The 23,067-nt window shown below is 59.2% G+C and carries 20 protein-coding genes and 2 tRNA genes; 10 read left to right on the top strand and 12 right to left on the bottom strand.

Annotation, left to right across the window (positions count from 1 at the left end):
- Positions 1–746 precede the first annotated feature (746 nt).
- Positions 747–1,598, top strand: coding sequence for a glycosyltransferase family 2 protein (locus ED661_RS00090; protein WP_122071919.1), 852 nt, complete (start codon positions 747–749; stop codon positions 1,596–1,598).
- Positions 1,599–1,613: 15 nt separating this feature from the next.
- On the opposite strand, the gene ED661_RS00095 is transcribed toward ED661_RS00090, so the two are convergent.
- On the bottom strand, positions 1,614–4,823 hold the full coding sequence (locus tag ED661_RS00095) for a 2Fe-2S iron-sulfur cluster-binding protein (protein ID WP_174214149.1): 3,210 nt from the start codon (positions 4,821–4,823) through the stop codon (positions 1,614–1,616).
- Positions 4,824–4,900: 77 nt separating this feature from the next.
- Between ED661_RS00095 and ED661_RS00100 the strand changes: the two genes are divergently transcribed.
- Positions 4,901–5,689 carry a helix-turn-helix transcriptional regulator gene (locus ED661_RS00100; RefSeq protein WP_122071921.1) on the top strand — a complete coding sequence of 263 codons (789 nt, stop codon included), beginning with the start codon at positions 4,901–4,903 and terminating at the stop codon, positions 5,687–5,689.
- A 6-nt stretch (positions 5,690–5,695) separates the two neighbouring features.
- Here the strand turns inward: ED661_RS00100 and ED661_RS00105 are convergent, their stop codons facing one another.
- The 11 genes from ED661_RS00105 to ED661_RS00155 form a co-directional block, all read right to left on the bottom strand.
- Positions 5,696–6,484 (bottom strand): LamB/YcsF family protein, encoded by a 789-nt coding sequence (locus ED661_RS00105; RefSeq protein ID WP_122071922.1) that lies wholly within the window; start codon positions 6,482–6,484, stop codon positions 5,696–5,698.
- Positions 6,481–7,512 carry a biotin-dependent carboxyltransferase family protein gene (locus tag ED661_RS00110; RefSeq protein WP_122071924.1) on the bottom strand — a complete coding sequence of 344 codons (1,032 nt, stop codon included), beginning with the start codon at positions 7,510–7,512 and terminating at the stop codon, positions 6,481–6,483. Before ED661_RS00110 ends, ED661_RS00105 begins: the two co-directional genes overlap by 4 nt.
- Entirely contained in the window at positions 7,509–8,333 is an 825-nt protein-coding gene (locus ED661_RS00115) for an allophanate hydrolase subunit 1 (RefSeq protein ID WP_256385540.1), read from the bottom strand. Before ED661_RS00115 ends, ED661_RS00110 begins: the two co-directional genes overlap by 4 nt.
- 138 nt (positions 8,334–8,471) lie before the next feature.
- Positions 8,472–9,917, bottom strand: coding sequence for a methyl-accepting chemotaxis protein (locus tag ED661_RS00120; protein WP_122072243.1), 1,446 nt, complete (start codon positions 9,915–9,917; stop codon positions 8,472–8,474).
- A gap of 318 nt (positions 9,918–10,235) precedes the next feature.
- Positions 10,236–10,607: a glutaredoxin gene (locus ED661_RS00125; RefSeq protein WP_122071925.1), complete on the bottom strand. Its 372-nt coding sequence runs from the start codon at positions 10,605–10,607 to the stop codon at positions 10,236–10,238.
- Between the two features lie 120 nt (positions 10,608–10,727).
- Entirely contained in the window at positions 10,728–11,786 is a 1,059-nt protein-coding gene (locus tag ED661_RS00130; protein ID WP_162929986.1) for an MBL fold metallo-hydrolase, read from the bottom strand.
- 173 nt (positions 11,787–11,959) lie between these two features.
- Positions 11,960–12,036: transfer RNA gene (locus ED661_RS00135), tRNA-Arg, on the bottom strand.
- A gap of 99 nt (positions 12,037–12,135) precedes the next feature.
- A tRNA-Arg gene (locus tag ED661_RS00140) sits at positions 12,136–12,212 on the bottom strand.
- A gap of 108 nt (positions 12,213–12,320) precedes the next feature.
- Positions 12,321–13,706, bottom strand: coding sequence for a HAMP domain-containing sensor histidine kinase (locus tag ED661_RS00145; protein ID WP_122071928.1), 1,386 nt, complete (start codon positions 13,704–13,706; stop codon positions 12,321–12,323).
- A 15-nt stretch (positions 13,707–13,721) separates the two neighbouring features.
- A complete protein-coding gene (locus ED661_RS00150; protein ID WP_122071930.1) occupies positions 13,722–15,155 on the bottom strand; it encodes an NAD(P)/FAD-dependent oxidoreductase in 1,434 nt (477 codons plus the stop codon).
- A 3-nt stretch (positions 15,156–15,158) separates the two neighbouring features.
- A complete protein-coding gene (locus ED661_RS00155) occupies positions 15,159–15,881 on the bottom strand; it encodes a TVP38/TMEM64 family protein (protein WP_122071931.1) in 723 nt (240 codons plus the stop codon).
- 342 nt (positions 15,882–16,223) lie between these two features.
- Here ED661_RS00155 and rpmH point away from each other — a divergent pair, with 342 nt between their 5' ends.
- From rpmH to yihA, 8 genes are all read left to right on the top strand, one after another.
- Entirely contained in the window at positions 16,224–16,358 is a 135-nt protein-coding gene (rpmH, locus tag ED661_RS00160) for a 50S ribosomal protein L34 (RefSeq protein WP_008554144.1), read from the top strand.
- A 26-nt stretch (positions 16,359–16,384) separates the two neighbouring features.
- Positions 16,385–16,825, top strand: coding sequence for a ribonuclease P protein component (rnpA, locus tag ED661_RS00165; protein ID WP_122071933.1), 441 nt, complete (start codon positions 16,385–16,387; stop codon positions 16,823–16,825).
- Positions 16,826–16,862: 37 nt separating this feature from the next.
- Positions 16,863–17,120, top strand: a complete 258-nt coding sequence (gene yidD / locus ED661_RS00170) for a membrane protein insertion efficiency factor YidD (RefSeq protein WP_122071934.1) — start codon at positions 16,863–16,865, stop codon at positions 17,118–17,120.
- Between the two features lie 75 nt (positions 17,121–17,195).
- The gene (ttcA, locus tag ED661_RS00175) at positions 17,196–18,083 is read left to right on the top strand and encodes a tRNA 2-thiocytidine(32) synthetase TtcA (RefSeq protein ID WP_122071936.1); all 888 of its coding nucleotides are present in this window, start codon (positions 17,196–17,198) and stop codon (positions 18,081–18,083) included.
- Positions 18,084–18,148: 65 nt separating this feature from the next.
- A complete protein-coding gene (locus ED661_RS00180; RefSeq protein WP_122071937.1) occupies positions 18,149–19,693 on the top strand; it encodes a bifunctional diguanylate cyclase/phosphodiesterase in 1,545 nt (514 codons plus the stop codon).
- Positions 19,694–19,859: 166 nt separating this feature from the next.
- Positions 19,860–21,665: a membrane protein insertase YidC gene (gene yidC / locus ED661_RS00185; protein WP_122071938.1), complete on the top strand. Its 1,806-nt coding sequence runs from the start codon at positions 19,860–19,862 to the stop codon at positions 21,663–21,665.
- A complete protein-coding gene (locus tag ED661_RS00190) occupies positions 21,662–22,414 on the top strand; it encodes an MOSC domain-containing protein (protein WP_122071940.1) in 753 nt (250 codons plus the stop codon). The genes yidC and ED661_RS00190 overlap by 4 nt, the downstream gene beginning before the upstream one ends.
- Positions 22,414–23,064: a ribosome biogenesis GTP-binding protein YihA/YsxC gene (gene yihA / locus ED661_RS00195; RefSeq protein WP_122071941.1), complete on the top strand. Its 651-nt coding sequence runs from the start codon at positions 22,414–22,416 to the stop codon at positions 23,062–23,064. Before ED661_RS00190 ends, yihA begins: the two co-directional genes overlap by 1 nt.
- The last annotated feature ends 3 nt before the right edge of the window (positions 23,065–23,067 follow it).

Consider the following 23,067-nt stretch of genomic DNA (forward strand, 5'->3'; position numbering starts at 1 on the left):
CTCTATCATCGCGCTACCGCTTCGCTACTTGAGCGCCGCAGTATTACTAAGAGCGTTGATATACAGACGTTGATCCATCGAAACGAACCAAACCGCCCACATATCTCTTCAGTTATCATCAATGTCAAAGAGCAACACCAAAAGGCCAAAAACAAGACCACTACGCCAATTCCTTAGCGCAACCGCCTCACATCATGCCATCAGATGCCCCAGTCTCTCCTGAGCGTCCAACCGTCTTTCCGATCCGTCAGCACTGTCTTTCCAGTCCGTCAGCACTGTCTTTCCAGTCCGTCAGCACCGTCTTTCCAGTGTGTCAGCAGCGCCTCCGCCGCCCACCGTGCCGCGTCTCCGCTGCCGGTAGAGGGGGTTCTAAGTATAACCCCGGGAACCCGCAAGCCCTAAATTACAAAAATCACATCTTTTTTGGATAAGGAAGGAAAAAGTAAAGAGTTCAAGTAGTTAGATGCGGGTTACCCAGCGGGAAATACTGGACACCCACCGAACAGCCCCGCAACTGTTACGCCCCTTTTGTTCAGGCTGCAGCGCACCCCTCTACATATAGTCACTTCTCCACCACCACCCACAAGACAGTTCCCGACTCGGTTCGAATTCCGCAGCCACTAAAGTGATTTTGCCAGCCGAGTCGCCCAGGGCAGATAGGCCTTACTCAACTGATTTTGGGTCAACCATGGCTTTCTCAGGAAACCCTCTTGGCGTTAGCCCCCGTCCCAACCATAGTGCGAGGCATGAAAATCTGTGCACTTACCATGGTCTACAAGGACCACTGGGCGTTGGACCAATGGTACCGCCACTACAGCCGACAGCTTGGCGCTGAGAACCTCTATGTCGTGTCCCATGGCACCGACCCGCGCATTCAAGACATCTGCCCGGGTGCCTCGATCCTGACCATTCCAAGGGATCGCCTGCAAGGGTTTGATCATTGGCGCGGGCGGATGCTGAATGGGTTTCAGCAGGGGCTATTGGAGATCTATGACTGGGTCATTCGCAGTGATGCGGATGAGTTGATCTGCCTGGACCCCGCGCGTTGGGCTTCTTTTGCTGATATGCTGCAAGCTCAGGACGCCCCTGCGCTTTTTGCTCTTGGGTTCAACCTGTTTGATTTCTCTGAAACCGCCACCCAAGAGCCTGTCTTTACCAAGGCCCGCGACGTGGTTTTCACCGGACATTACAGCAAGGCCTGGGCTGTTCGCAGATCGATTGGGCTGCGTCGTCATGGCCTTCAACTGCGTCCTGCACGGCTGGCAGAGTTTCCTTTTGTCATGCCGCGTGGCGTTTACCTCGCACATCTGAAGTTTGCCGATGCCACTGCGTTGGCGACCATGAGTGAGATCCGCCAGGAGGTCGGCAATACCAAGGGACCAGGACTTCCGGGCAAGGCCTGGCAAAAGGCGCAACAGGAAGCCATCGATAAGATAGCCGAGGCGCAGGCCCTGCCCAGTCTCCCCTGGCTGGAGGCTGAGGAAACCGCTTGGGGCAGCCTGCAAAGCCCGGTGCGGGACGTGGGGAAGTCCGTCCTGCGCTGCCAGAGCCTGCGGTTCCAATTCCGCACCACCCTGCCTGATTGGTTTGGCCAATAGCCCCCAGGCGCCCGGCTACAGGTCTACTTCGATAACACCCTGCTTTGTAGCGGCGCGAGACTGGCACAAAATCACGGCCTCTTTGCGCTGCGCCTTTGACAAGACAAAGTCGCGGTGCTCGACCTCACCAGAAACAAGGCCGCATTTACAGACGCCGCAGATGCCGTCAGAGCATTTCACATCAATGTGGTGACCATTTTCCAGCAGCACATCGGTCGCAGTTTTATCTGCGGGCACCTCTAGCACCTTACCGGAACGGGCCAGTTTGAGGGTGAAGGCATGGTTTTCATATTCCGGCAGCTCCGGCACCGAGAAGTATTCCAGATGACGCGCCTCCTCCGGGAAGCCCTGGCGGGTCGCCGCTTGCATTACCCCCTCCATGTAGCGATCCGGGCCGCAGGTATAGACATGCTGCCCCGCCGCGTAGCCTGCAAGCAGTTGATCCAGATCTGCACGTGTCCCTTCAGCTGAGACATGGATATGAACCCTGTCGGACCAGGGCATTTTGGCCAGATCCTCCAAATAGCCTGCCCCTGCCCGGTTCGAGATCGAGTAGTGTAGCTCAAACTCCTGGCCCAGCGCATGCAGGCGATGCGCCATGGCAATCATCGGCGTGACGCCAATACCACCGCCCATGAGGTAGGATTTCACCGCGCCCTCATTGAGCGGGAAGTGGTTGATCGGACGCGAGATGAAGATTTTGCGGCCCTCGGCAAAGATCCGGTGCAACAGCTGGGAACCGCCACGGCCTGCGTCTTCGCGCAGCACCCCAATCTGGTATTTGGAGCGATCCACCGGATCGCCAGACATCGAGTACTGACGCAGGTATTCCGGCGCCACCACGATATCGAGATGCGCCCCGGCACTCCATTCCGGCAGCGCACTGCCGTCCAGGCTCTGGAATTCATATTTGGTCACATCCGGGCTCATGGCCTGGACACGCGACACCCGCACGCCCAGCACCGGGCTGTCAACATCATTGCTGTAGCGGTGATCCCATGCCCCGGTCTCACCTTTGGCACGCCGGGCCTTGTATTCCTCTGCGGTGATCATCTGCTGATAGGCCTCAATCCCGGCCTCTCGGTCCATCGGAAAAGGATATGGCCAAGGATGAGGGGCCAGATGCGCCGGATAAACCGCCAGGGTCTGATCCTCATGCTTCAGATCCAAATCCTTTTGCAGGGCGCGCGCATTGACCGGATGGCGCGTCGGGCGATAGCCGCCGTCCTCTTCCATCTCCAGATCCCACCACCATTTCTTGGCCGGGTTCATCTCACCATTGCCCAGCGCATCGTCAAGCTTGGCCAGCACAGGTGCTGCCTTTGGCAGGTTCATCGCCGCCCAGCGGAAGGGACGTTCCGCAAAGATGCCTTCCAGATTCCAGGGGCAGGTCTTCATGCAACGTCCACACATGGCGCCGCCCGGCGTTGTGATCCGGTAGGTGGTGCATTTCTGACTGTCCGATTTCCAGATCTCATAGCCGTTGAACATCAGCTTTGGCCCGGCGGTGATCGCCCCCGAGGGGCATTCGCGGGCGCATTTGTTGCAGGCCTCACAGAATTTTTGCAAGCCAAAGTCAATTGGCTTGTCATGATCCATCGGCATATCCGTGGTCACCACACCGGATTTCAGCCTTGGGCCAAGGAAGGGGTTGAGGATCACCTCACCAATGCGGCTGACTTCGCCCAGTCCAGCCATCAACAACAGCGGCGGCTGCAAGACCTCCCCATCCATCACCGTATGGGCCTTGGCCTTGTAGCCGAGGTTGCGGATCTGGCGGGCGATGACGCCCCCCAGCAAGGAAAACCGCAGATAGGCCCGCATCGACTGCGCCACCGCAATCCAGTCATCACCCGAGGTGCCCTCGGTGGTGTCAAAGCCCTGATCGACAATCATGCTGATCGCCTGATCATGATCGGGGTGGATTTCAGCCCCCGTGGCATCATGGCTATACCAGGTCCAGTCCGGGCAGCGGCTGATACCAACCGCATCGATGCCCAGCCAATAGCTGGCGGCTTTGACATTGGCCGCATTACGGGCTGCATCACTGGGGCGCGGGCCATCGGCGGGCGTGCCGTCCTGCAACAAGACAAAGGCCCCCAGCATCCGGCGTTGCGCCATCGAGGGGGCAGCCTTGCGCACATAAAAGCCGCCGGTCGCCGCCTTTTGATTGCCCTTGCCCATGTCGCCGAACTGGCTGCGGGCGAACATGTCGGTGCGCTTGGGCACCCGCGCCACATTGGGCTCATCAATATAGGTGGTGGGATCCTCCACCCGCTTCAGCGTTTCAAAGGGATGCGGCCCATCCTTGAAATCGCGCGCCTTATAGGGATCACTGTTGAGGGCCGAGCGTTCAGAGCCAAGGCCCAGCCACCACTTCGGCCCCTTGACCTGCATCATCGGCTGCTGATCCAGCGGCAGCAGCGGGCGGTCCACCGCCAGATCAAAATCGGTGGTCACCACCGCCAGACCAAAGCGCCCCCCCAGATAGGGGCTGACCAGATACCCATCTTGCAATGTGACCAGACCAGCTGCCACAGCCAGCTGGTTGAGGTCCACATCCGACGAGGTGGAAGTATGGGCCTTGGCATCCCAGCCCAGCAGCCGGATGTAATTGGCCAGCACCACGGCAGTTTCGCTGGCCCGCAGGCAGGCGCGGTGCTGCTCTGCCCCCTGGATCCACTCCGCGCCCTCCTCGTCCGGGCGCGGATCGCGCGGCATATCATAAAGGAAGACAATGGCGTGTTTGTGATCGCCGATGGTGGTGGGCGGCGCCTGCATCGCCTCCTTGAGATCGGCCATGATATGGTCAATCCCCGCTGCCAGGGTCTTTGTCTGGCGGGTTTTCAGATCCTGCGACAGACGATCAATGCCCGGATTACGATAGGGCTGCGCCAGCCGCGCCGAGGCGGGAACCGGGCCAATACCAACCATCGACGCATCAGAGAAATAGCCAAAGGCCTTGATATGATCGGCGCGCTCCTGCGGGTCACTCGGGCAGCTGGCCTGTGCCTTATTCACCAACCCGTCACGGATCGCATCCATCATCGCCTGGTATTCCCCCATGGCATTGACGATCGAGGCAGGCGCGGTTGGTCGGCGAAACTCCAGCGGCTGCGACCTCGGCACCGCGCCCAGATCCGGCATTGGCCCGCGCACCAGTCGCTCCATCGGAAAGGGGCCCAGATGGATCGGGCGCTGCCGGGTTGAAAAGACTTTGGTCATGATGGCCGGGCCTTTGAGCTGGGATCTGTGCAAGTGCCTTGACTATTCCACGAGGGCAGTCTCAGTCTGTCACCCGAATGAGTGACACATTTCCCCCCAGACCTCTCCCCCGAGACGATGTTGCCGCGCTTGCAGCCGCCACTGTCAGGCCGGATTTTGCTAGCCACTTGCTCAGCTATATCCGCGAGGCCGCTGAGATTGCCAATTTTGGCACCTTCTATGTCGCAGATATGTCCCGCCCCGCGCCGGTCCTGTCGATCTGGGCCGGAGAGATGAGCGGCTATTGGTTCAACCGCAATGCCAGCACAATCCTGAAAGATGACCGCCTGATGCAGAGCATTCTGCAACGGATCCGCGCCTCCGAGGGCAACGGGCTGGTGATCGAGCGCTGGCGCCCCACCCCAGATGATCCGATCGGCCCGATCTATGCCCGCGATCAGGTGATTGAGCGGGTCACTGTCTCATCCTTAAGCGACCGGGTTGGCTTTCAGTCCTTCTTTCTACGGGGGGAGAAATCTGGCTGGATTTCCGATCAGGAGATGCAGCGCCTGCAACAGGTTCTGCCGCTGGCGCATGAACTCATCGGATTGCGACACCGGATTGCCGGGGCCGCCGCCATTGGACAGGCTGCCAGTGCGCGGGCCTCGACCCTGCGGGAACAGGATGCCGGCCCCTTTGGGGCGCTGACCCCGCGCGAGGCTGAGGTCTGTGACCTTGGCGTGCAAGGCATGAGCGTTGCAGGTACGGCGCTGGAGCTGGGCGTATCAGAGAACACCATCCGCACCCTGCGCCGCCGCGCCTATGGCAAGCTGGGGGTTCATTCCTCTACCCAGATTGCCACGCTGATCCTCAACGCTATGGGCTAAGACAGACTAGCCTTGCCGTCCGCTGAACTGCGCCAGCTTAACACCACCCGCCTCTAGACTGCTGCGCACCGATTTTGCCAGCTCCACCGCCTCAGCCGTATCGCCATGCAGGCAGATGGTGTCGATCGAGGTTGGGATACGTTTGCCGCTCTCGGTAATGATTGCGCCTTCCTGTACCATCTGCAGGATGCGCGGCCCGGCCAGCGCGGCGTCATGGATCACCGCCCCCGGCAAGGAGCGATCCACCAGAGTGCCATCATCGTTATAGGCGCGATCAGCAAAGATCTCGCCGCACCAATTGCAGCCCAGCTCGCGCACCACATCTTCCATCGCGGTTGCCGCCAGAACCATGATGATGATATCCGGATCGACCTCCAGCGCCGCCTCATAACAGGCACGCGCCATATCGTGATCAACGCAGGCCATGTTGGAGAGCGCCCCGTGCAGTTTCAGATGCCGGACTTCAGTGCCCAGCGCCCTTGCCATGCCCTGAGCCGCGCCCAGTTGGTAACGGACCATATTGCCGAGACCCGCTGCAGACATATGCATCTTGCGACGGCCAAAGCCCTGCAAATCGGGAAAGCCGGGATGGGCGCCGATGCCAACCCCATTGTCCCGCGCCAGCGTCATGGTCGCCGCCATCACATCCGGATCACCCGCATGAAAGCCACAGGCGATATTGGCGGAGGTCACGATATCCAACAGCGCGGTGTCATCCCCCATGTTCCAGGGGCCAAAGCTTTCGCCCATATCCGCGTTGAGATCGACAGTTTTTGCCGTATCCGTGGTGCTCATGTGATATCTCCAGTGTCAAACGGGTCCGCCTGGGCCGAGATCACCCCGCCGACCAGTTGATAAGAAAGCAGATCCTGCATCAGTGCCGGATCGCGCAATAGGGGCTTGCAAGTCGAGGGCAGCGCTTTCATCAGGGCATCCTGTTTGGCCTGTATCGCCAGCCCCTCGTCTAATGAAACCCAATTGAATTGCAGATCCACCCCAGCCTGCGCCTGCGCTACCTTGCTCAGATCACAGGGCAGGACCGTACCAATCCGGGGATAGCCGCCGGTGGTCTGGGCCTCGCGCAGCAGCACGAAGGGTTTGCCATCGCCGGTCATCTGCACATCGCCCGGCAGAATGATCTCGGACAGGATATTGAGCTGCCCCGCCGCTGCGAACCCTGCGCCGTCAGAGACCATCTCGACCCCCATCCGGTTGGCACGGCCCCCGCGTTTAAAAGCAGTATCGGCAAAGCGCGCACGGACCTCAGCGTCAAAGAGATCCGACTGGAACCCCTCGACAATCCGCAAAGCGCCGCCCTGAAAACGATCCTCAGCCTGCAGCCCAAGCCCGACCTCACGCCCTGGGTCCGCGCCACAGGGCAGTAGATCGCCAACCGCCACCGGATTGCCGAGGCCAGACATCAAATGCACTGCACGGGCACCGAGCTGAACCGCGCTGTCGATGCCGCCGCCCAGGTGCAGATAGCCGTAGACGCCTTTGCGCGCAGCTCCAATTTCGAGTTTTTGCCCGGCCAGCATCTGGTGCGAGGCATTCCAGGCCAGGTTTTCGCCATCAAGGCTCGCCTGCATTGGCGCGCCTGTGAGGGCAATACGCATCGGGGATGTGGCCTCAAACAGGCCGCCGATGCCAGCCATTTCCAGCGCTGCCAGATGCATATCCTGCCGCAACAGGGCCGCACCTTCGGCCAGGGCCAAAAGATCCGCCGCCCCGCCACGAGACACCCCCTGCTGCAATTGCCCGGGGCGCCCCTGATCCTGGATCGAGGCAAGAGGACCAATGCGAAGAACCTTGAGTGCGTTCATGCCGGGATCTCCTCGCGGCTGGCACCACCAAAATGGCTGTCCTCCAGACAAAAGCGATCATAATCGGATCTACTGACCGGCGTAAAAATCATCTCATCCCCCGGCCGCAGGGCGATAGGATCCTCTGCCCCCAGCTGAAAGCCGCGAAACCCTGTCTGCCCGACGTGACGCCAGCCGGTGGGCGCGGTGGTGGCAAAGAGCACAAACTGGCTGATCGCCAGCACCAGCGCCCCAGTCGGCACCTGCGGTGTCAGCTCTGTCTGGCGCGGTAGGTTCCATTCCGCGCCCAGCGGCCCCAGATAGGGCTGCCCCGGCGCAAATCCAATGGTCAAGACCCGCACCCGCGCGCTGCCCAGGCTTTCAACGGCCTGCGCCTCACTCATGCCAGCAGCATCGGCAGCCTCGGCCAATTGTGGCGCCAGCCCGGTGCCAAAGACCGTCGGCACCCGCCACAACCGCCGCCCCGGGGGCAGCGCCGCCTGTTGCCAATCCTGTGTCTCTAGCAAGGCCAAGAGCAAATCTTTGAGCGCCGCATGGCACAGCGCAGCGCTGTCAAAACGCAGAAAGACAGAGGCCAGCGAGGTCGAGACCTCCTGAACCCCCGGCCATGCGCAGGCCTTCACCGCCTCGCTAAAGGCCAGAGTGGCGCGATTGGACGGTTCGCTCAAGGCATCCGCAAATGTCACCAGCATACCGTCCAATCCGGCGGTGCGAATGATTGGAAAACTCAACGCGCTTTGTGTCACCCAGAGGCCCCCTGCAAAGTATCGCGCCACCGTCACGGCAGGCCAGCCCAGTGTCAATATTCCTTTTGACTTCATCGCGCCACCAATGGGTCACAATAGATTTAGCCAAGGGCCCACAGATTGCTGAAGTCAGGGGGGAGGAATCGCAAGCGGCCCGGAGATCCAGGCCGCTGCAATTTATAAGTTTTTCAGTTTGAGATGTCGGAGGGCGCGTTAAAAATCGTCCCAACCCGCCGGAGCACTATGCGCCGAGGCCACGCCCCCAGTCCCGGTGCCGGCCTGTGCCATGACCGGGGCAGCAAGGGTCTCGTGCTGGAGCGGCATGGGCACCACGTTTGAGCCACCTGCTCCGCCATTGTTCGACTTGACCTTGAAGGCGCCCAATTGCTGGGTCAATTGCCCGGCATCATTGGAGAGCGTATGGCTAACGGCGGTGGTTTCTTCGACCATGGCAGCGTTTTGCTGGGTCACCTGATCAAGCTGCACCACACCGGTGTTGATTTCGGAGAGGGCCGAGGACTGCTCAGCTGCACCACGCGCGATATCGCCGATATGGACAGAAATTGTACCGACACTTTTGATGATCCGTTCCAGCTCCTCTCCGGTTCGGCCCACCAGATCAACACCGCTGGTCACATGATGCTGGCTCTGAGCAATCAGATCCTTGATCTCGCCAGCCGCATCGGCAGAGCGCTGCGCCAATCCGCGAACCTCAGAAGCCACAACAGCAAAACCACGACCGGCCTCCCCGGCTCTTGCGGCCTCGACTCCGGCGTTCAGCGCCAGAAGGTTGGTCTGAAAGGCAATGTCGTCGATCACGGTGATGATCTTGGCAATTTCATCCGAAGAGCCTTCGATCTTTGACATGGCGTCAATGGCCTCTCCAACCACAACACCGCTTTTGGTGGCGACAGCCTGCGCCTCGCCCACGATCACTTCGACCTTTTTTGCCCCGGTCGCTGAGGATTGAACGGTAGTGGTCAACTCCTCTAGCGCGGCGGCGGTTTGTTCCAGAGTGGCGGCCTGGCTTTCAGTTCGCGCCGACAGGTCACTGGAAGACTGGCTGATATCACCGGCAGTCCGTCCAACTCCGACAGAAACCGTTTTGGCATTTGTGACCGTGGCTTCCAGCTGTTCAACGGAATCGTTGAAGGCCCTTCCGAGGTTGCCAATGTCAGCGATATCCGACACCACAACCCGGTGGACAAGGTTCCCATGCCGTAGCGCGTCCAGCCCTTCGGCAATCGCGCCCAGCCCACGGCGCCGCGCAGTCACATCGCTGGCGACCTTTACTACGCGCTCCACAGTTCCGTCAGCCCCGGCGCAGGAGGCATAGGTCGCCTGAATCCAGATTGTAGATCCATCCTTGGCTAAACGGGGAAACTGGTCAGTGATATCTTCACCCTTGGCCAACCTCTGCCAAAAATCCTTATATTCAGGGCTTTGCGCAATATCCTGCGCGACAAACATCGAATGATGCTGGCCGACGACTTCCTCCAATTCATAGCCAACAGCCTGCAGGAAGTTCTTGTTTGCCGTCAAAATCACGCCCTGTGGGTCGAACTGAATGGTCGCCTGCGTGCGGTCAATCACCCCTGCAATGACCTTGCTCGTCTCAACTTCGGAACTCTCTTTTTGAGACTTTTTCTTGAAAAACAATGTCATACTCCACGTGCAATCTGTTCAATACTCGCAAAGTAGATACCTCTGGAATTCCTTTTTTTTTCTTAATCACAACGGGTGACCCCTACGTAAAGCCAGATAAGTGATCATTTTTTTGATAACAAAATAGGCACATGCCTGCCAAAATCTCTGCAACACGGCCAAAGCCTGGGCACAACTACGAGCTCATCTACATATAAATGTTTCTCTTTTTGAGAGCGAGCGCCTTGGATCGCACAGATTCGTCCAGGCGCAGGCGCTTTGCGGAGGGCTGTTCCAAATGTTCGCCGAGCGACAAAAGCACCTGCGAATTTCTTAGCTCTGTTTCAACGATGGCAGATCCGTCTTTGGGTCCGTCAGCAACGCTTGCAGTTCCGAATATCCACCTACAAGCCTCTGGTCGACAAAGACCATGGGGAAAGTTGCCCAGCCCGACCACATCTTGAGAGCCAGTCGTTTGTGCCACTGCGAGGTATAGCTGCCGTATTCAAGATAGGTGAAAGGAATACCTGCCGCCTGCAGCGCCTTGCGCGCTTTTGAAACGAAGGGATTGTACTTCATCCCAATCACCACAACCCCATTGCCAGTGACCGCCGTGATGGCCTCTTGTACTATGTCTCTGTGGTAAGTGCTGATCGCGGCATCAATAGCAGGATGAATGGCGTCTGGGCTGAGCAGCTGGCGCATGGCAAAATCTCTCGGGTCGTTTCACTGGTGGCTTCGTTTCATCAAATTGTCCGTCGCGGCCTGAGAAACAAGTCAGCTCCCGCTACGTTAAGGCAAGAAATCAGAAAACCACCCGATAGATCATTCCCATTCCATCTGCATGTAGACGTTCTGCGCGTTCTTCCTGGCGATCTGTTCAAAAACCGCGAGATGGCTGAACTGGGTCTGATCAATGTCGGTCCCCTCCTCAATGGATCCGCCCGCCTCGATCACCCTGCCAATCTCGCGGCGCAGATGGGCGAGGTAATCACGGGTTTCCGCCCGGGCCTGCTCCATATCCGTTGCCCTGCCATGACCCGGCACAATATGGCGCGCACCAAAACCTGCCATGACATCAAAAACCTCCAGCCAGCTGGCGCTATCCCCCGCTGGCCCGATCCCCAACATACGATCCACATAGACGATATCGCCAGTGAACATCACCTCTTGCTCTGGCAGCCAGACAAAGCTGTCCCCCAGGGTATGGGCCGAGCCACGGTGCATGATCTCAAAGCGCATCTGACCGATGTCCAGCTGGTAGTCATGTTCAAAGGTGAGATCGGCAAAGGAGGGCTCTGTACCTAACAGAGAGTCCCCCAGCATATGGGTCAGCGCCGACAACTGCTGCGTAGCCCGCGCCCTATGATCCGCCACCGCCGCTTCTGAGGCGATAACGGTTGCGCCCTGCGCTTGCCAATAGCCATTGCCAAGCCAACGGTGATCCTGTCCGCCGGTGTTGATCACATATCTTACTGGCTGATCCGTCAGCCTGCGCACCAGCTGATGCAGGGCCTCGGCGCCCTTCCAGGATCCGCCCGGATCGACAAGAACCGCGCCCGCCTCGGTTTCGACCAATCCAAAGGTTGCGTTATTGGCATGGTTGCCCGGGTTGCGCTGCTCTTTGGGGCCAACAATTGCCCAGATCCCCGGCGTCACGGATTGCACACCAAGCCCCTGCCCAGAGGCAAGACCAGGGAAAACAAACGCCGCAGCAGTAATAAGGATCCAGATCATGCCCAGCCCTCCCGTTTCAGCTGTGACGCCATCCGGCAATCCCCCGCTATTCTGCTGGCCGTCCTGCAAGGCAGGTCGGCTTGCTGCCGAGCCGATCAAAGCTTTGACGTCAGATGCCGCCTTCAGGATCATACTGGGCAGATTCATACCGAGACCTCTGTTACTGCAACGCATAGGCGCAATTGCCAGAGATCTTAGCCATCACATTCAAAAAATAAAATGCGACATTCTACCCAGCGGCCCTGCAGCCATCCTAGATGACAGCATCTCGGCCAAGTCATGTTCTCGAAGGCAGGGTCTTACATAAGGCGGGGAGGCAGTGGCGGACCGAGGAGGATTCGAACCCCCGACCCCCTGATTCGTAGTCAGGTACTCTATCCAGCTGAGCTATCGGTCCACTGCGTCAGGATTTAAGGCCCCTGCTCTAGAGAAGCAAGCCAAACTGCGGCTAACTCCCAAACCTTCCCAAACCAGCCCTGAGGGCGATTTGAAATAGTGGCGGACCGAGGAGGATTCGAACCCCCGACCCCCTGATTCGTAGTCAGGTACTCTATCCAGCTGAGCTATCGGTCCACTGCGGCGGGGTTTAGTGCTAGGGGGTGAGGCGCGCAACCCCAAAAACAAATAAGTTCCGGTCTTTTTCATTTCCGGCTTTTGGCAACACGCCCTCTGGCTTGCCGATCACAGGGTGCCATCACCCTTGGGCAGGTGAATTTCAAAGCTGCTGCCTTCGGGACCAGTCCGGCTGAGCATCACCGAGCCGCCGTGTCCCTTGGTCAGCTCTGCCGCAATGGCCAGCCCCAGACCACTGCCTCCCTTGCGGACGCTGCCCTGGAACGGGGTGAACAGGTTTTCTTGTGCACGCTTGGGCAGTCCCGGCCCGGTATCAGAAACGGTGATCCACCAGGCGTCTTCCTCGTCGCGGGCCGCGATTGTCACACAACCGGGCTTGCCTGTGGCCACAATCGCCTGACGCGCATTGCGCACCAGATTCATCACTACCCGAAACAGCTGTTCGGAATCACCGCGCAGCATCATCCCCTTGGGCACTGCATTGATCAGATCAACTGCAACATCTCCCGGCGCCAAAAGCTCGCTTTCCACAATGTCCTCAACCAGCTCGCAAAACGCCACATGAGAGAAGGTCGGTGCGGGCTCTTCGGCCCGGCCAAAGGCCAGGGTGCCTTCGCAGAGCGAAACCGCGCGGGTGATGGAGTTCACCAGTTTTGGTGCCAGCCGCCGCACCAGAGGGTCTTCGCTCATCTCGATGCGGTCAGTGAACAGCTGCGCCGAGGTCAGGATATTGCGCAGATCATGGCTGATCTTGGCCACCGCCCCGCCCAATTGCGCCAGCCGTTCCCTCTGCCGCAGCGCCTGGGTCAATTCGGTCTGCAGCTGCTGCAAAGCCTCTTCTGCTTCGCGCAGCTCGGTGACGCCAGCATTGGGCTGGATGATACCACGGGCATCCTCTGGCGCGGCAGCGTAGCGTTGCATGTAGCCAACCACGCCCTCGATCGGGCGCACCAGAAACACCCGCACCGCAGCAAACAGCAGCAGGGCGGTAAAGATCGAGATTACCGCAGAAAGCAGCAGAACCCGCACCCCATAGTCGATCATCGCCGCCCTAAGCGTCGCGGTCTCGATGGTGATTTCAATCAGCAGCCCCGCATCCCGCACCGGCGCGCCAATCACCCGGATGATCCTGTTCTCGGGGCTGGCCAATTGGCGAAAGGCATCACCGATGAGCGTCATGGCATTGGCCATGCGCAGATCATATGTGCCCGCTATCGGCTGCGGAATGGGTGAGGACAACATCAGCTGGCGAATCTCATCGCGGCGCAGGACCACGTTATAGACCCCGGCATTTTCCAACAGCTCCGCCTCCAGATCGGTCTCAAGCATGTCGTCTGCCAGCAAGGCCAGAGAGGCAATCTGCGCCCGCTCCAGACGTTCGGACAGATAGTCGAGACGAAAACGAGAAACAGAGGGCACAAAGATCAGAACTTCGGCCAGCATCACAAAGACGACGGTCAGGACCAGAAACCTGCCTGAAAGAGAATTCAGCATAGAGCCCTTTCCAGTTTAAGGGATCCAGCGTTGCACAAACCGCACCGCACGTTTGACCATTTGGCTCTCAAAGAGCCGTGGTGAGAAATAAGCACCGGCAACACGTTTGTTGATCTCCCCAATCGACGGGTAAGGTGCCACCATCGCGGCGACCTGACTCATCTTCAGCCTATTCGCCAAAGCCAGCGACCACAATGAAATCAATTCACCGGCCTGATGGCCGACAATCGTCGCCCCAACCGGCCGCCCCTTGACCACCATCACCTTGATAAAGCCTTTGGTTTTCAGCTCCGCCAGAGCGCGGTCATTGTGGTGAAAATCGAACCGGGCCAGCTCCAGCCTATCGCCATATTGCGCCCGCGCCTCGGCCTCGCTCAAACCGACCTGCGCCAGTTCCGGATCCGTATAGGTGGCGCGCGGGATGTGCAGCTCCTGGGCTTTGGAGGGAAGGCCAAACAGCGAAGAGCGAATGATCACCCCGGCATGATAGCCAGCGACATGAGTGAACTGCAGCCCACCCGCCACATCACCAATGGCATAGACCCTTTTGTTGCTGGTGCGCAGTGAGGCATCTACCTTGATGCCTGTGCGGCTCGGCTCGATTCCGCCAGCCTCAAGGTTCAGCCGATCCACATTGCTTTTGCGCCCCACCGCCATCAACAGGTGCGAGCCCGCAAAGCTGCGCCCATCTTTGGTCTTCACCTCAATAGCGCCAGCTTCACCGGTTATCTCAGCCGCCAGCGCACCCTCGATGATCTCGACGCCCTCTGCGCGCAGCGCCTCCAGCACCACGGCGGCGGCTTCGGGATCATCGCGCCCCAGCGCCTTGGCGCCCTCGATCACCGTGACCTTACAACCCAGCCGGATATGCGCCTGCGCCATTTCCATGCCGATGGGGCCGCCGCCGATGATCAGCAGATGCTCGGGGCGTTCACGTAGATCAAACAGGGTCTCATTGGTTTCATAGGGCACGCTCTCCAGCCCTGGCACCGGTGGCACCAGCGGCGAGGACCCGGTGGCGATCACCACTCGGCGCGCGCGGATCACATGATCGCCCGCCTTCACTTCCGTCGGGGAAATGAATTCGCCAAATTCGCGAATGACCTGCACGCCAAAGCCTTCAAACCGTTCCTGGCTGTCCATTGGCGCGATGGTTTCGATTGTGTTGTGCACATGGGCTTTGGCGGCAGCGTAATCCACCTGTGGAACCTGATCCGCGACACCAAAGGCGGCGGAATGGGCCTGGGTCTGTGCCACCTTTGCGCTGGCCAGCAGCGCCTTGGAGGGCACGCAGCCAAAGTTCAGGCAGTCGCCGCCCATCTTATGGCCCTCCAGCAGCACCACCGAGGCGCCCATCTGGCTGGCGCCTGCCGCGACCGAAAGCCCGCCAGAGCCAGCCCCAATCACCAAAAGATCACATTTGATCTGGGTTTCTGTCTTTGCGCTCATGGCTCAGCTCGCTTTCTTGGGACGTAGGGATTTGACGATGATCGGCATCGCCGCCAGAACACAAAGCCCCAGCAAGGGGCCAATCACATGCGGCTCCCAGAGCAAGGACAGATCCGGATCTTCACCGCGGTCAAACACCTCGCCAACGCCAACCCCGATCCAGGTGAAAACAATTGCGCCGGGAATGATGCCCAGGGCCGTGGTCCACAGGAAGTTGCCAAAGCGAACACCCACCAGCGCGGGCAGCAGGTTGGCAACAAAGAAGGGCACCGCAGGCACCAGACGCAGCAGCAGTAGTACCTCGATCTCATTTTGACGCAGCGCCCGCTTCAGCATCTGCACCCGGCCCTCTGCCGCCTCCAGCTTGGAGGTCAGCATCTCCCCCAACCCCAGCCGAGCGGCCAGAAAGATGCCAGAGGCCCCGATGGTTGCGGCCAGCACATTGAGCACGGTTCCCGTTGTCAGTCCAAAGAGGAACCCCCCCGTCACCGAGGCCACCGCAGCACCGGGCAGTGAGAACACCACAATCAGGATGTAGATCCCCACAAAAAGCGCCACCAACCCCAGGAAGTTTTGATCGCGAAACGCCATCAGACCCTCGCGGTTGTCGCGCAGCGTATCAAAGCTGAGATGGTCTTTGAGCGTTGCGGCCCCGATCAGCGCGATCACGACCACGATAATCAGGGGGAGGTGACGGGCTAGCCCGCGTTTTGGCGTCTCGGTCATCTTATTCTTCTCTCTTGGCCTCGGCTTATGGAGCTGCGCTCTGCTTTCAGGTGCTACGCGCAATCTATGAGACCCGCGAGGTTTTACCGGGGCTGATCACGCGGCCTTGATCTGATAGGCGTCTTTTCGTGAGGATTCGCAGCCTTGCCTAGGGGTTTTGCAACATTCCGTTGCAGAGGGCGGGCTTTTGTGACGCTTTTTGACAGAAATCTTGCCCTCAGCTGCCAAAAGGCGGGGCTCAGCGTTTGACTTGCCGGAGAATCCCTTCTAAAGACCGGGCTTCGAGATAGACCCCACGGGTAGCGATTCCGCTTTGCCCTGTAGAAATTGGAGACCGGAGCGATGAAACGCACCTATCAGCCTTCGAACCTGGTTCGTAAACGTCGCCACGGTTTTCGTGCGCGCATGGCCACCAAGGCAGGCCGCAAGATCCTTAACGCACGCCGCGCACGTGGCCGCAAGGAGCTGAGCGCATAAGCGCGACGCCCCAAGGATTGACAGATATGACACCGCCGAAGGCCCCTCAGGACAGCTCAGCTGCCGCCGGGAACCAGCCTTCGGCGGTTTCTGTTTGCGCAGACACGCCCCAGCCCCGCGTAAAATCGGCCCCCCTGGTGGTTTTGTCCAAACGCAGCGAATTTCTCGCTGCCGCCCGTGCCCGCCGCCAGGGAACCAAAAGCATGATGGTCCAGGGCCGCCAACGTAAAGAAGGCGAAGCCGAAGGATTTCGCGTCGGCTTTACCTGTTCCAAAAAGGTCGGCAATGCCGTGGCCCGCAACCGTGCCAAGCGCCGTTTGCGCGAAGCCGCGCGTCATGTGCTGCCCGGTCTTGGCCGGGACGGCTGGGACTACGTGCTGATCGGCCGCGCCCTGGTCACCGCCAACCGTGACTTTGAAGATCTCAAGCGCGATCTGGCCTATGCAGTCAAAAAGATCCACGGATGACCTACACGCATCACAGTACGCCCCCTATCTTGGTCCCATGACACCGCTTGCTCATATCCTGGCGCTACCGGTCCGCGCCTATCGGCTGATCTTTTCGCCCTGGGTGGGGTTCAACTGCCGTTATCAGCCAACCTGTTCCGCCTATTCGCTGGAAGCACTGGAAAAACACGGCGCCATCAAGGGGGCTTACCTGACCCTGCGCCGCATCGGCCGCTGCCACCCGCTGGGCGGCGATGGCTATGATCCGGTCCCCGGCAGCGACCCTGAACACGAAAAATCTCTGCAAAAAGACTAGTATCGCTCCGATGCTCAAAGGCCAGAGTTGTCCTTTTTTCTTGGCAAATGCCGCGCCAGGGGCTAGGGGGCCGACATGTTTGATGATGACCAGACCGAAATCCACCCGCTCTTTGCCGGAGCGCCCTCGACCACCGAGTTCAAAAAGCTACGCAAACGTATCGTGCGTCAGGCGCGCGAAGCGATCGAGCAATATGGCATGGTGGAGCGCCCTGCCGATGGCAGCACGCCAAAATGGCTGGTCTGCCTGTCGGGGGGCAAGGACAGCTATACACTGCTGGCCGTGCTGCATGAGCTGAAGTGGCGCGGGCTGTTGCCGGTGGATCTGCTGGCCTGCAATCTAGACCAGGGTCAACCCGGGTTTCCGGCCACCGTGCTGCCCGCCTTTCTGGAAAAAATGGGTGTGCCGCACCGGATCGAGTATCAGGACACCTATAGTATCGTTGTCGACAAGGTGCCTGCCGGGCGGACATTCTGCGCGCTTTGCTCACGGCTGCGCCGCGGCAACCTGTACCGGGTTGCCCGTGAAGAAGGTTGTTCGGCAGTGATTCTCGGTCATCACCGCGATGACATCCTGGAAACCTTCTTTATGAACCTTTTCCATGGTGGTCGCCTCGCCACCATGCCACCCAAGCTGGTCAATGAAGAAGGCGATCTTTTTGTTTATCGCCCCCTCGCCCATGTGGCCGAGGTGGACTGTGAAAAATTCGCTAAAGCAATGGATTACCCCATCATTCCCTGCGACCTATGTGGCAGTCAGGATGGGCTGCAACGCCAGCAGGTCAAACAGATTCTCGACCAATGGGAAGCCAACAGTCCCGGTCGCCGCCAAGTGATGTTCCGCGCTCTGACCAATGCGCGCCCTTCGCATCTGTTGGACCCCAAACTGTTCGACTTTGCCGGGCTGGAGCGCAAAATCAGCGCGGAAAGTGCAGATTCAGACGAGATTCCGCTGCTGCGTTAACTCCGGAGTCAGAAACAGACCTCTATTCTGCCGGAGCACTCCTGCTTTAGGCGAAAGGTCTGAACATGACAAAAGCGAATTCCGGTCTTTTTAACCGAATTCGGACGAGATTGGCCCCGGCGCTGTTGTCGCCTCCCATTCTTGCGTTCTTGCCCGCCCTCACCCTCGCGACCTTTTGGCTCGGTGGTGAAGCTGCGCTGCTTTGGGTGGCGCTGGGCATACCCCTGATCTTTGCAGCCTTTGGCGGCTTTTCTGCCCATGGCCGCAACCCAATTCCACGCGACAGCGTCACCGGGTTGATGCTGCGCGAGGGTTTTGAACAGGCCATGAAGCGCATTGTGGAGGACTGCACAAAGACCGAGCTGCGCTCGGCGCTCTACTATATCGAAATTGATGAATTCAAAGAACTCGTCACCCGCGAAGGTCAGGACGCAGGCGACCGCATCATTCAGAGCTGCGGCGAGCGGATTGCCAGCACCCTGCGCAATGGCGATACCGTGGCGCGAATCGGCGACAGCAAATTTGCCGTCTGTCTGACCCCGGTGCTTCAGCTGGATCTCGAAACCTGTGTTCAAATGGCCGGCCGCATCCAGGCCGCGGTGGAGGAGCCGATCTCGCTTGACGGCACCACAGTCTATGCCTCTTGCTCGGTAGGGTTTTGCCTGAACACCCGCGCCCCAAGCACAGAATACACCGATTGGTCGGCTGCCGCCTGTGCCGCGCTGAATGAGGCACAACAAAACGGGCCCTCGGGTATCCGGGTCTTTTCCGCCGATATGCATCAGCGCAGCAAAGCCCGTGGCAACCTGCGCGAAGAAGCGGCCGAGGCGCTGGAAGCCGGACAAATTCTGCCCTGGTTTCAGCCGCAGATCTGCACCGATACCGGCCGTGTTTCAGGGTTTGAGGCCCTGGCCCGCTGGATGCACCCGGTACGCGGCCTGATTCCCCCCGGCAAGTTCCTGCCCGTACTGGAGGAAGCCGGCCTGATGGAACGGCTCAGCCAGGTCATGCTCTATCACTCGCTGACTGCGCTCAATGCCTGGGACGCTGCCGGATTGAAGGTGCCTGCTGTTGGGGTGAACTTTGCCACCCAAGAGCTGCGCAATCCAAATCTCGCAGAGAATATCAAATGGGAATTGGAGCGATTCGACCTGCCCCCTGCACGTCTTTCGGTTGAAATCCTGGAAACTGTGATGACCGACCGTCCCGATGATGTGGTGACCCGCAATATCGCCGCGCTCAGCGATCTGGGCTGTCATATCGAACTGGATGATTTTGGCACCGGCCATGCCTCGATCTCGGCAGTGCGCCGTTTCAATATCTCCCGCATCAAGATCGACCGCTCCTTTGTGCTGCGCGCCGATCGTGACCCGGACCAGCAGAAACTGATTGCCGCCATTTTGACCATGGCCGAGCGTCTCGATCTTGAGACATTGGCAGAGGGTGTCGAAACCGTTGGTGAACACGCGCTGCTGTCACAGCTTGGCTGTGGTCATGTGCAGGGCTTTGGCATTGGCCGCCCCATGCCATTTGACCAGACTCTGGACTGGATCACTGCTCATGAGGCCAAGCTGCAGGATGCTCCGGAAATTGGTCGGCACACCCGCTGATCGCAGCCCGGCACCTGGCTCAACACTGTCTTATCAGCCGCTGAACACTGGTTTTCTGTGCTCGGGGCGCTTTGCCGCCCCGGATTCCGGCGATTCCGCTTGACCTTTGGGGGTCTTCTCTGTTGAACCACACCCTGTCATTCCCTACACGAGGTGGCAGTCCCAAATGGACGACCAGAACAAGAATCTCATTGTCGCAATCGCACTCAGCAGCCTCGTGCTTCTTGGGTGGATGTATTTTTTCCCACCCCCAGAGGTAACCCCGGCTCCCGAAGCCGTGGCAACTGAGACGGCACCCGCAGACGGTACCGCCAGTAGCCCCAGTGCCGTTGCAGCCGAAGCTGTGACCAGCCAGACCAGCGAAGAGGCCAGTGCCTCTGACGCGCCTCGCCTCAGCATCGAATCTGATCGCATCACCGGCAGCATCTCGCTGCAGGGTGGTCGCATCGACGATCTGGCGCTCAAGGACTACCGCATCACCAATGATGCGCCGGAAATTGTCCAGTTCCTCTCTCCCGTTGGTCAACAGGGTGCTTACTACGCGCTCTATGGCTGGGCACCAGGCAGTGGTCTGGGCGCTGAGGACGTGCCAGGGGCCAATACCCTGTGGACCGCGCCTGCCGGCGCTGAGCTGACACCAGACAGCCCTGTCACCCTGACCTGGGACAATGGCAAGGGTCTGACCTTCAACCGCACCATTGCGGTGGACGAAGACTACATGTTCGCGATCACCCAGTCGGTCACTAATGCGTCCGGTGCCAGCGTTTCGCTCGCCCCCTATGGCACGCTGGCGCGCCATGGTGAGCCTGCGGACATGAAGAACTTCTTCATCCTGCACGAGGGCGTTGTTGGCATGGCCGACGGCGAGCTGGCCGAGCTGGATTACTCCGATGTTGCCGATTTTGACGTGGATCCCCGCGATGGATCGCGTTCTGAGGTCAAACAGGTGGCAGACAATGGCTGGATCGGGTTTACCGACCACTATTGGATGTCGACGCTGATCCCGGCACCGGGACAGGCCTTCCGGTCCTCGGTCAAATATGACGAACGCCGCGACATCTATCAGACAGACGTTGTGCTGCCGACCATGACCCTGGCCGCTGGTGAAACCTCTGAGGTCACCACCCAGCTGTTCTCCGGCGCCAAGGAATGGGCAACCATCCGCGCCTATGAGAAGGGCGGCATTGCTGGCTTCCTCGACAGCATCGACTGGGGCTGGTTCTTCTTCCTGACCAAACCGATCTTTGCCGTGCTGCATTGGCTCAATGCGCTGATTGGCAACATGGGGTGGGCCATCATCGCCCTGACGGTTCTGATCAAGATCATCGTCTTCCCGCTGGCTTATAAATCCTATGCCTCGATGGCTAAGATGAAAGAGCTGCAGCCGGAGATGGAGAAGCTGAAAGAACGCGCCGGTGACGATCGTCAGAAGCAGCAAAAAGAGATCATGGAGCTCTATAAGCGGGAGAAAGTGAACCCTGCTGCGGGCTGCTTGCCGATCCTGATCCAGATCCCGATCTTCTTCTCGCTCTACAAGGTGATCTTTGTGACGCTGGAACTGCGTCATGCGCCCTTCTTTGGTCCTTTCCAGGATCTGAGCGCGCCGGATCCGACCTCGATCATGAACTTCTTTGGTTTGCTGCCCTTTGAGGGACCTGCCCCCGAAAGCATCATGGCTCTGGTCTTTATCGGTATCCTGCCGCTGCTCCTGGGTATCTCCATGTGGCTGCAGCAAAAGCTGAACCCGGCGCCAACGGATCCGACTCAGCAGATGATCTTTGCCTGGATGCCTTGGGTCTTCATGTTCATGCTGGGTGGTTTTGCCTCTGGTCTGGTTGTCTACTGGATCGCCAACAACACCATCACCTTCACCCAGCAGTATCTGATCATGCGCAGCCACGGCTACAAACCTGACGTCTTTGGCAACATCAAAGCCAGCGTCAAACGCAAGCCGAAGACGGATCAGAAATGACCAAAACCGTTACAAATATCTGGCGCCACCCGCTCAAATCTCACGGGCGGGAAGCACTAGAGAGCGTAACCATGATCGCCGGGCAGACAATGCCCGGCGATCGTGTCTGGGCGGTTGCTCATGACTCGTCAAAGGCAGACGGCAGCCAATGGGTCCCTTGCCAGAATTTCACCCGTGGTTCCAAGGCACCGCAACTGATGGCCATCAACGCCAAGCTGGACGACGCCAGTGGCGCGTTGACACTCAGCCATCCGGATCAACCCGATCTGACGTTTGACCCCAATGCTCCGGCGGACCTGCACCGGTTTCTGGATTGGGAAAAGCCGCTGACGCCCGCCAATCGCGCAGCTTCTGCCCGCATCATCCGGGTCCCCGGTCGCGGCATGACGGATACGGATTTTCCTTCGGTTTCACTGTGCAACTGGGCCTCGCATCGCGCGGTCGAAGCTGCCATGGGACAAGACCTGTCGCCGCTGCGCTGGCGCGGCAATATCTGGTTTGATCTGGGCGAAGCCTGGGTTGAAAACGATTTGGTCGGAAAAAAAATCCAAATCGGTGAAGCGGTTTTTCTGGTGCGCGAACCCGTGGTGCGCTGCCTTGCCACCACCGCAAACCCCGAAACCGGCGTCCGCGACGCCGACACCCTGAAGACGCTCAAGGAAAATTGGGGCCATCAGGATTTCTCAGTCTATGCCGAGGTCGTCACAGGTGGTGACATCCGTTTGGGCGATAGCGTAAAGGTACTCTGATGCAGATGCAGTTTTCCCTGGCCGAAGAGCCAGACCAGTTCACTTCTGAAAAGGGCCGCAAGCTGTTTGCGGGCGAATCCCTGTTTGTCAAAGGCGTTGTCGCCATGTCGGGCCTGCCCGATGCGGACCGTATGGAGGTCTGCTTTGCAGGCCGCTCCAACGTTGGGAAATCCAGCCTGATCAACGCCCTGACCGGAACCAAGGGTCTGGCGCGAGCCTCCAACACGCCGGGGCGCACCCAGGAAATCAATTATTTCACCCAGGGCCCCGAGCTCTATCTCGTTGACCTTCCCGGCTATGGCTATGCCAACGCACCGCTGGCCGTGGTGGAAAAGTGGCAAAAGCTGCTAAAGCGCTATCTTAGCGGTCGCCAGACCCTTCGCCGGGCCTTTGTGCTGATTGACAGCCGTCATGGCGTCAAAGATGTCGATGAGGAAATCATGAGCCTGCTGGACAGCTCTGCCGTGACCTTTCAGGTGGTCATGACCAAGGGCGATAAGGTGAAGCTCAAAGACCGCGAGAAGGTGATCGAGCAGGTGAAGACAGCTCTGGGGCGTCACCCTGCGGCCTATCCCGAGATCGTGCTGACCTCATCGGAAAAAGGCGATGGCATCGCCACCCTGCGTTCGATCATCACCGGTCTCGAATAATAA

This window comes from Pseudophaeobacter sp. EL27 (assembly GCF_900313025.1).
Lineage (GTDB): Bacteria > Pseudomonadota > Alphaproteobacteria > Rhodobacterales > Rhodobacteraceae > Pseudophaeobacter.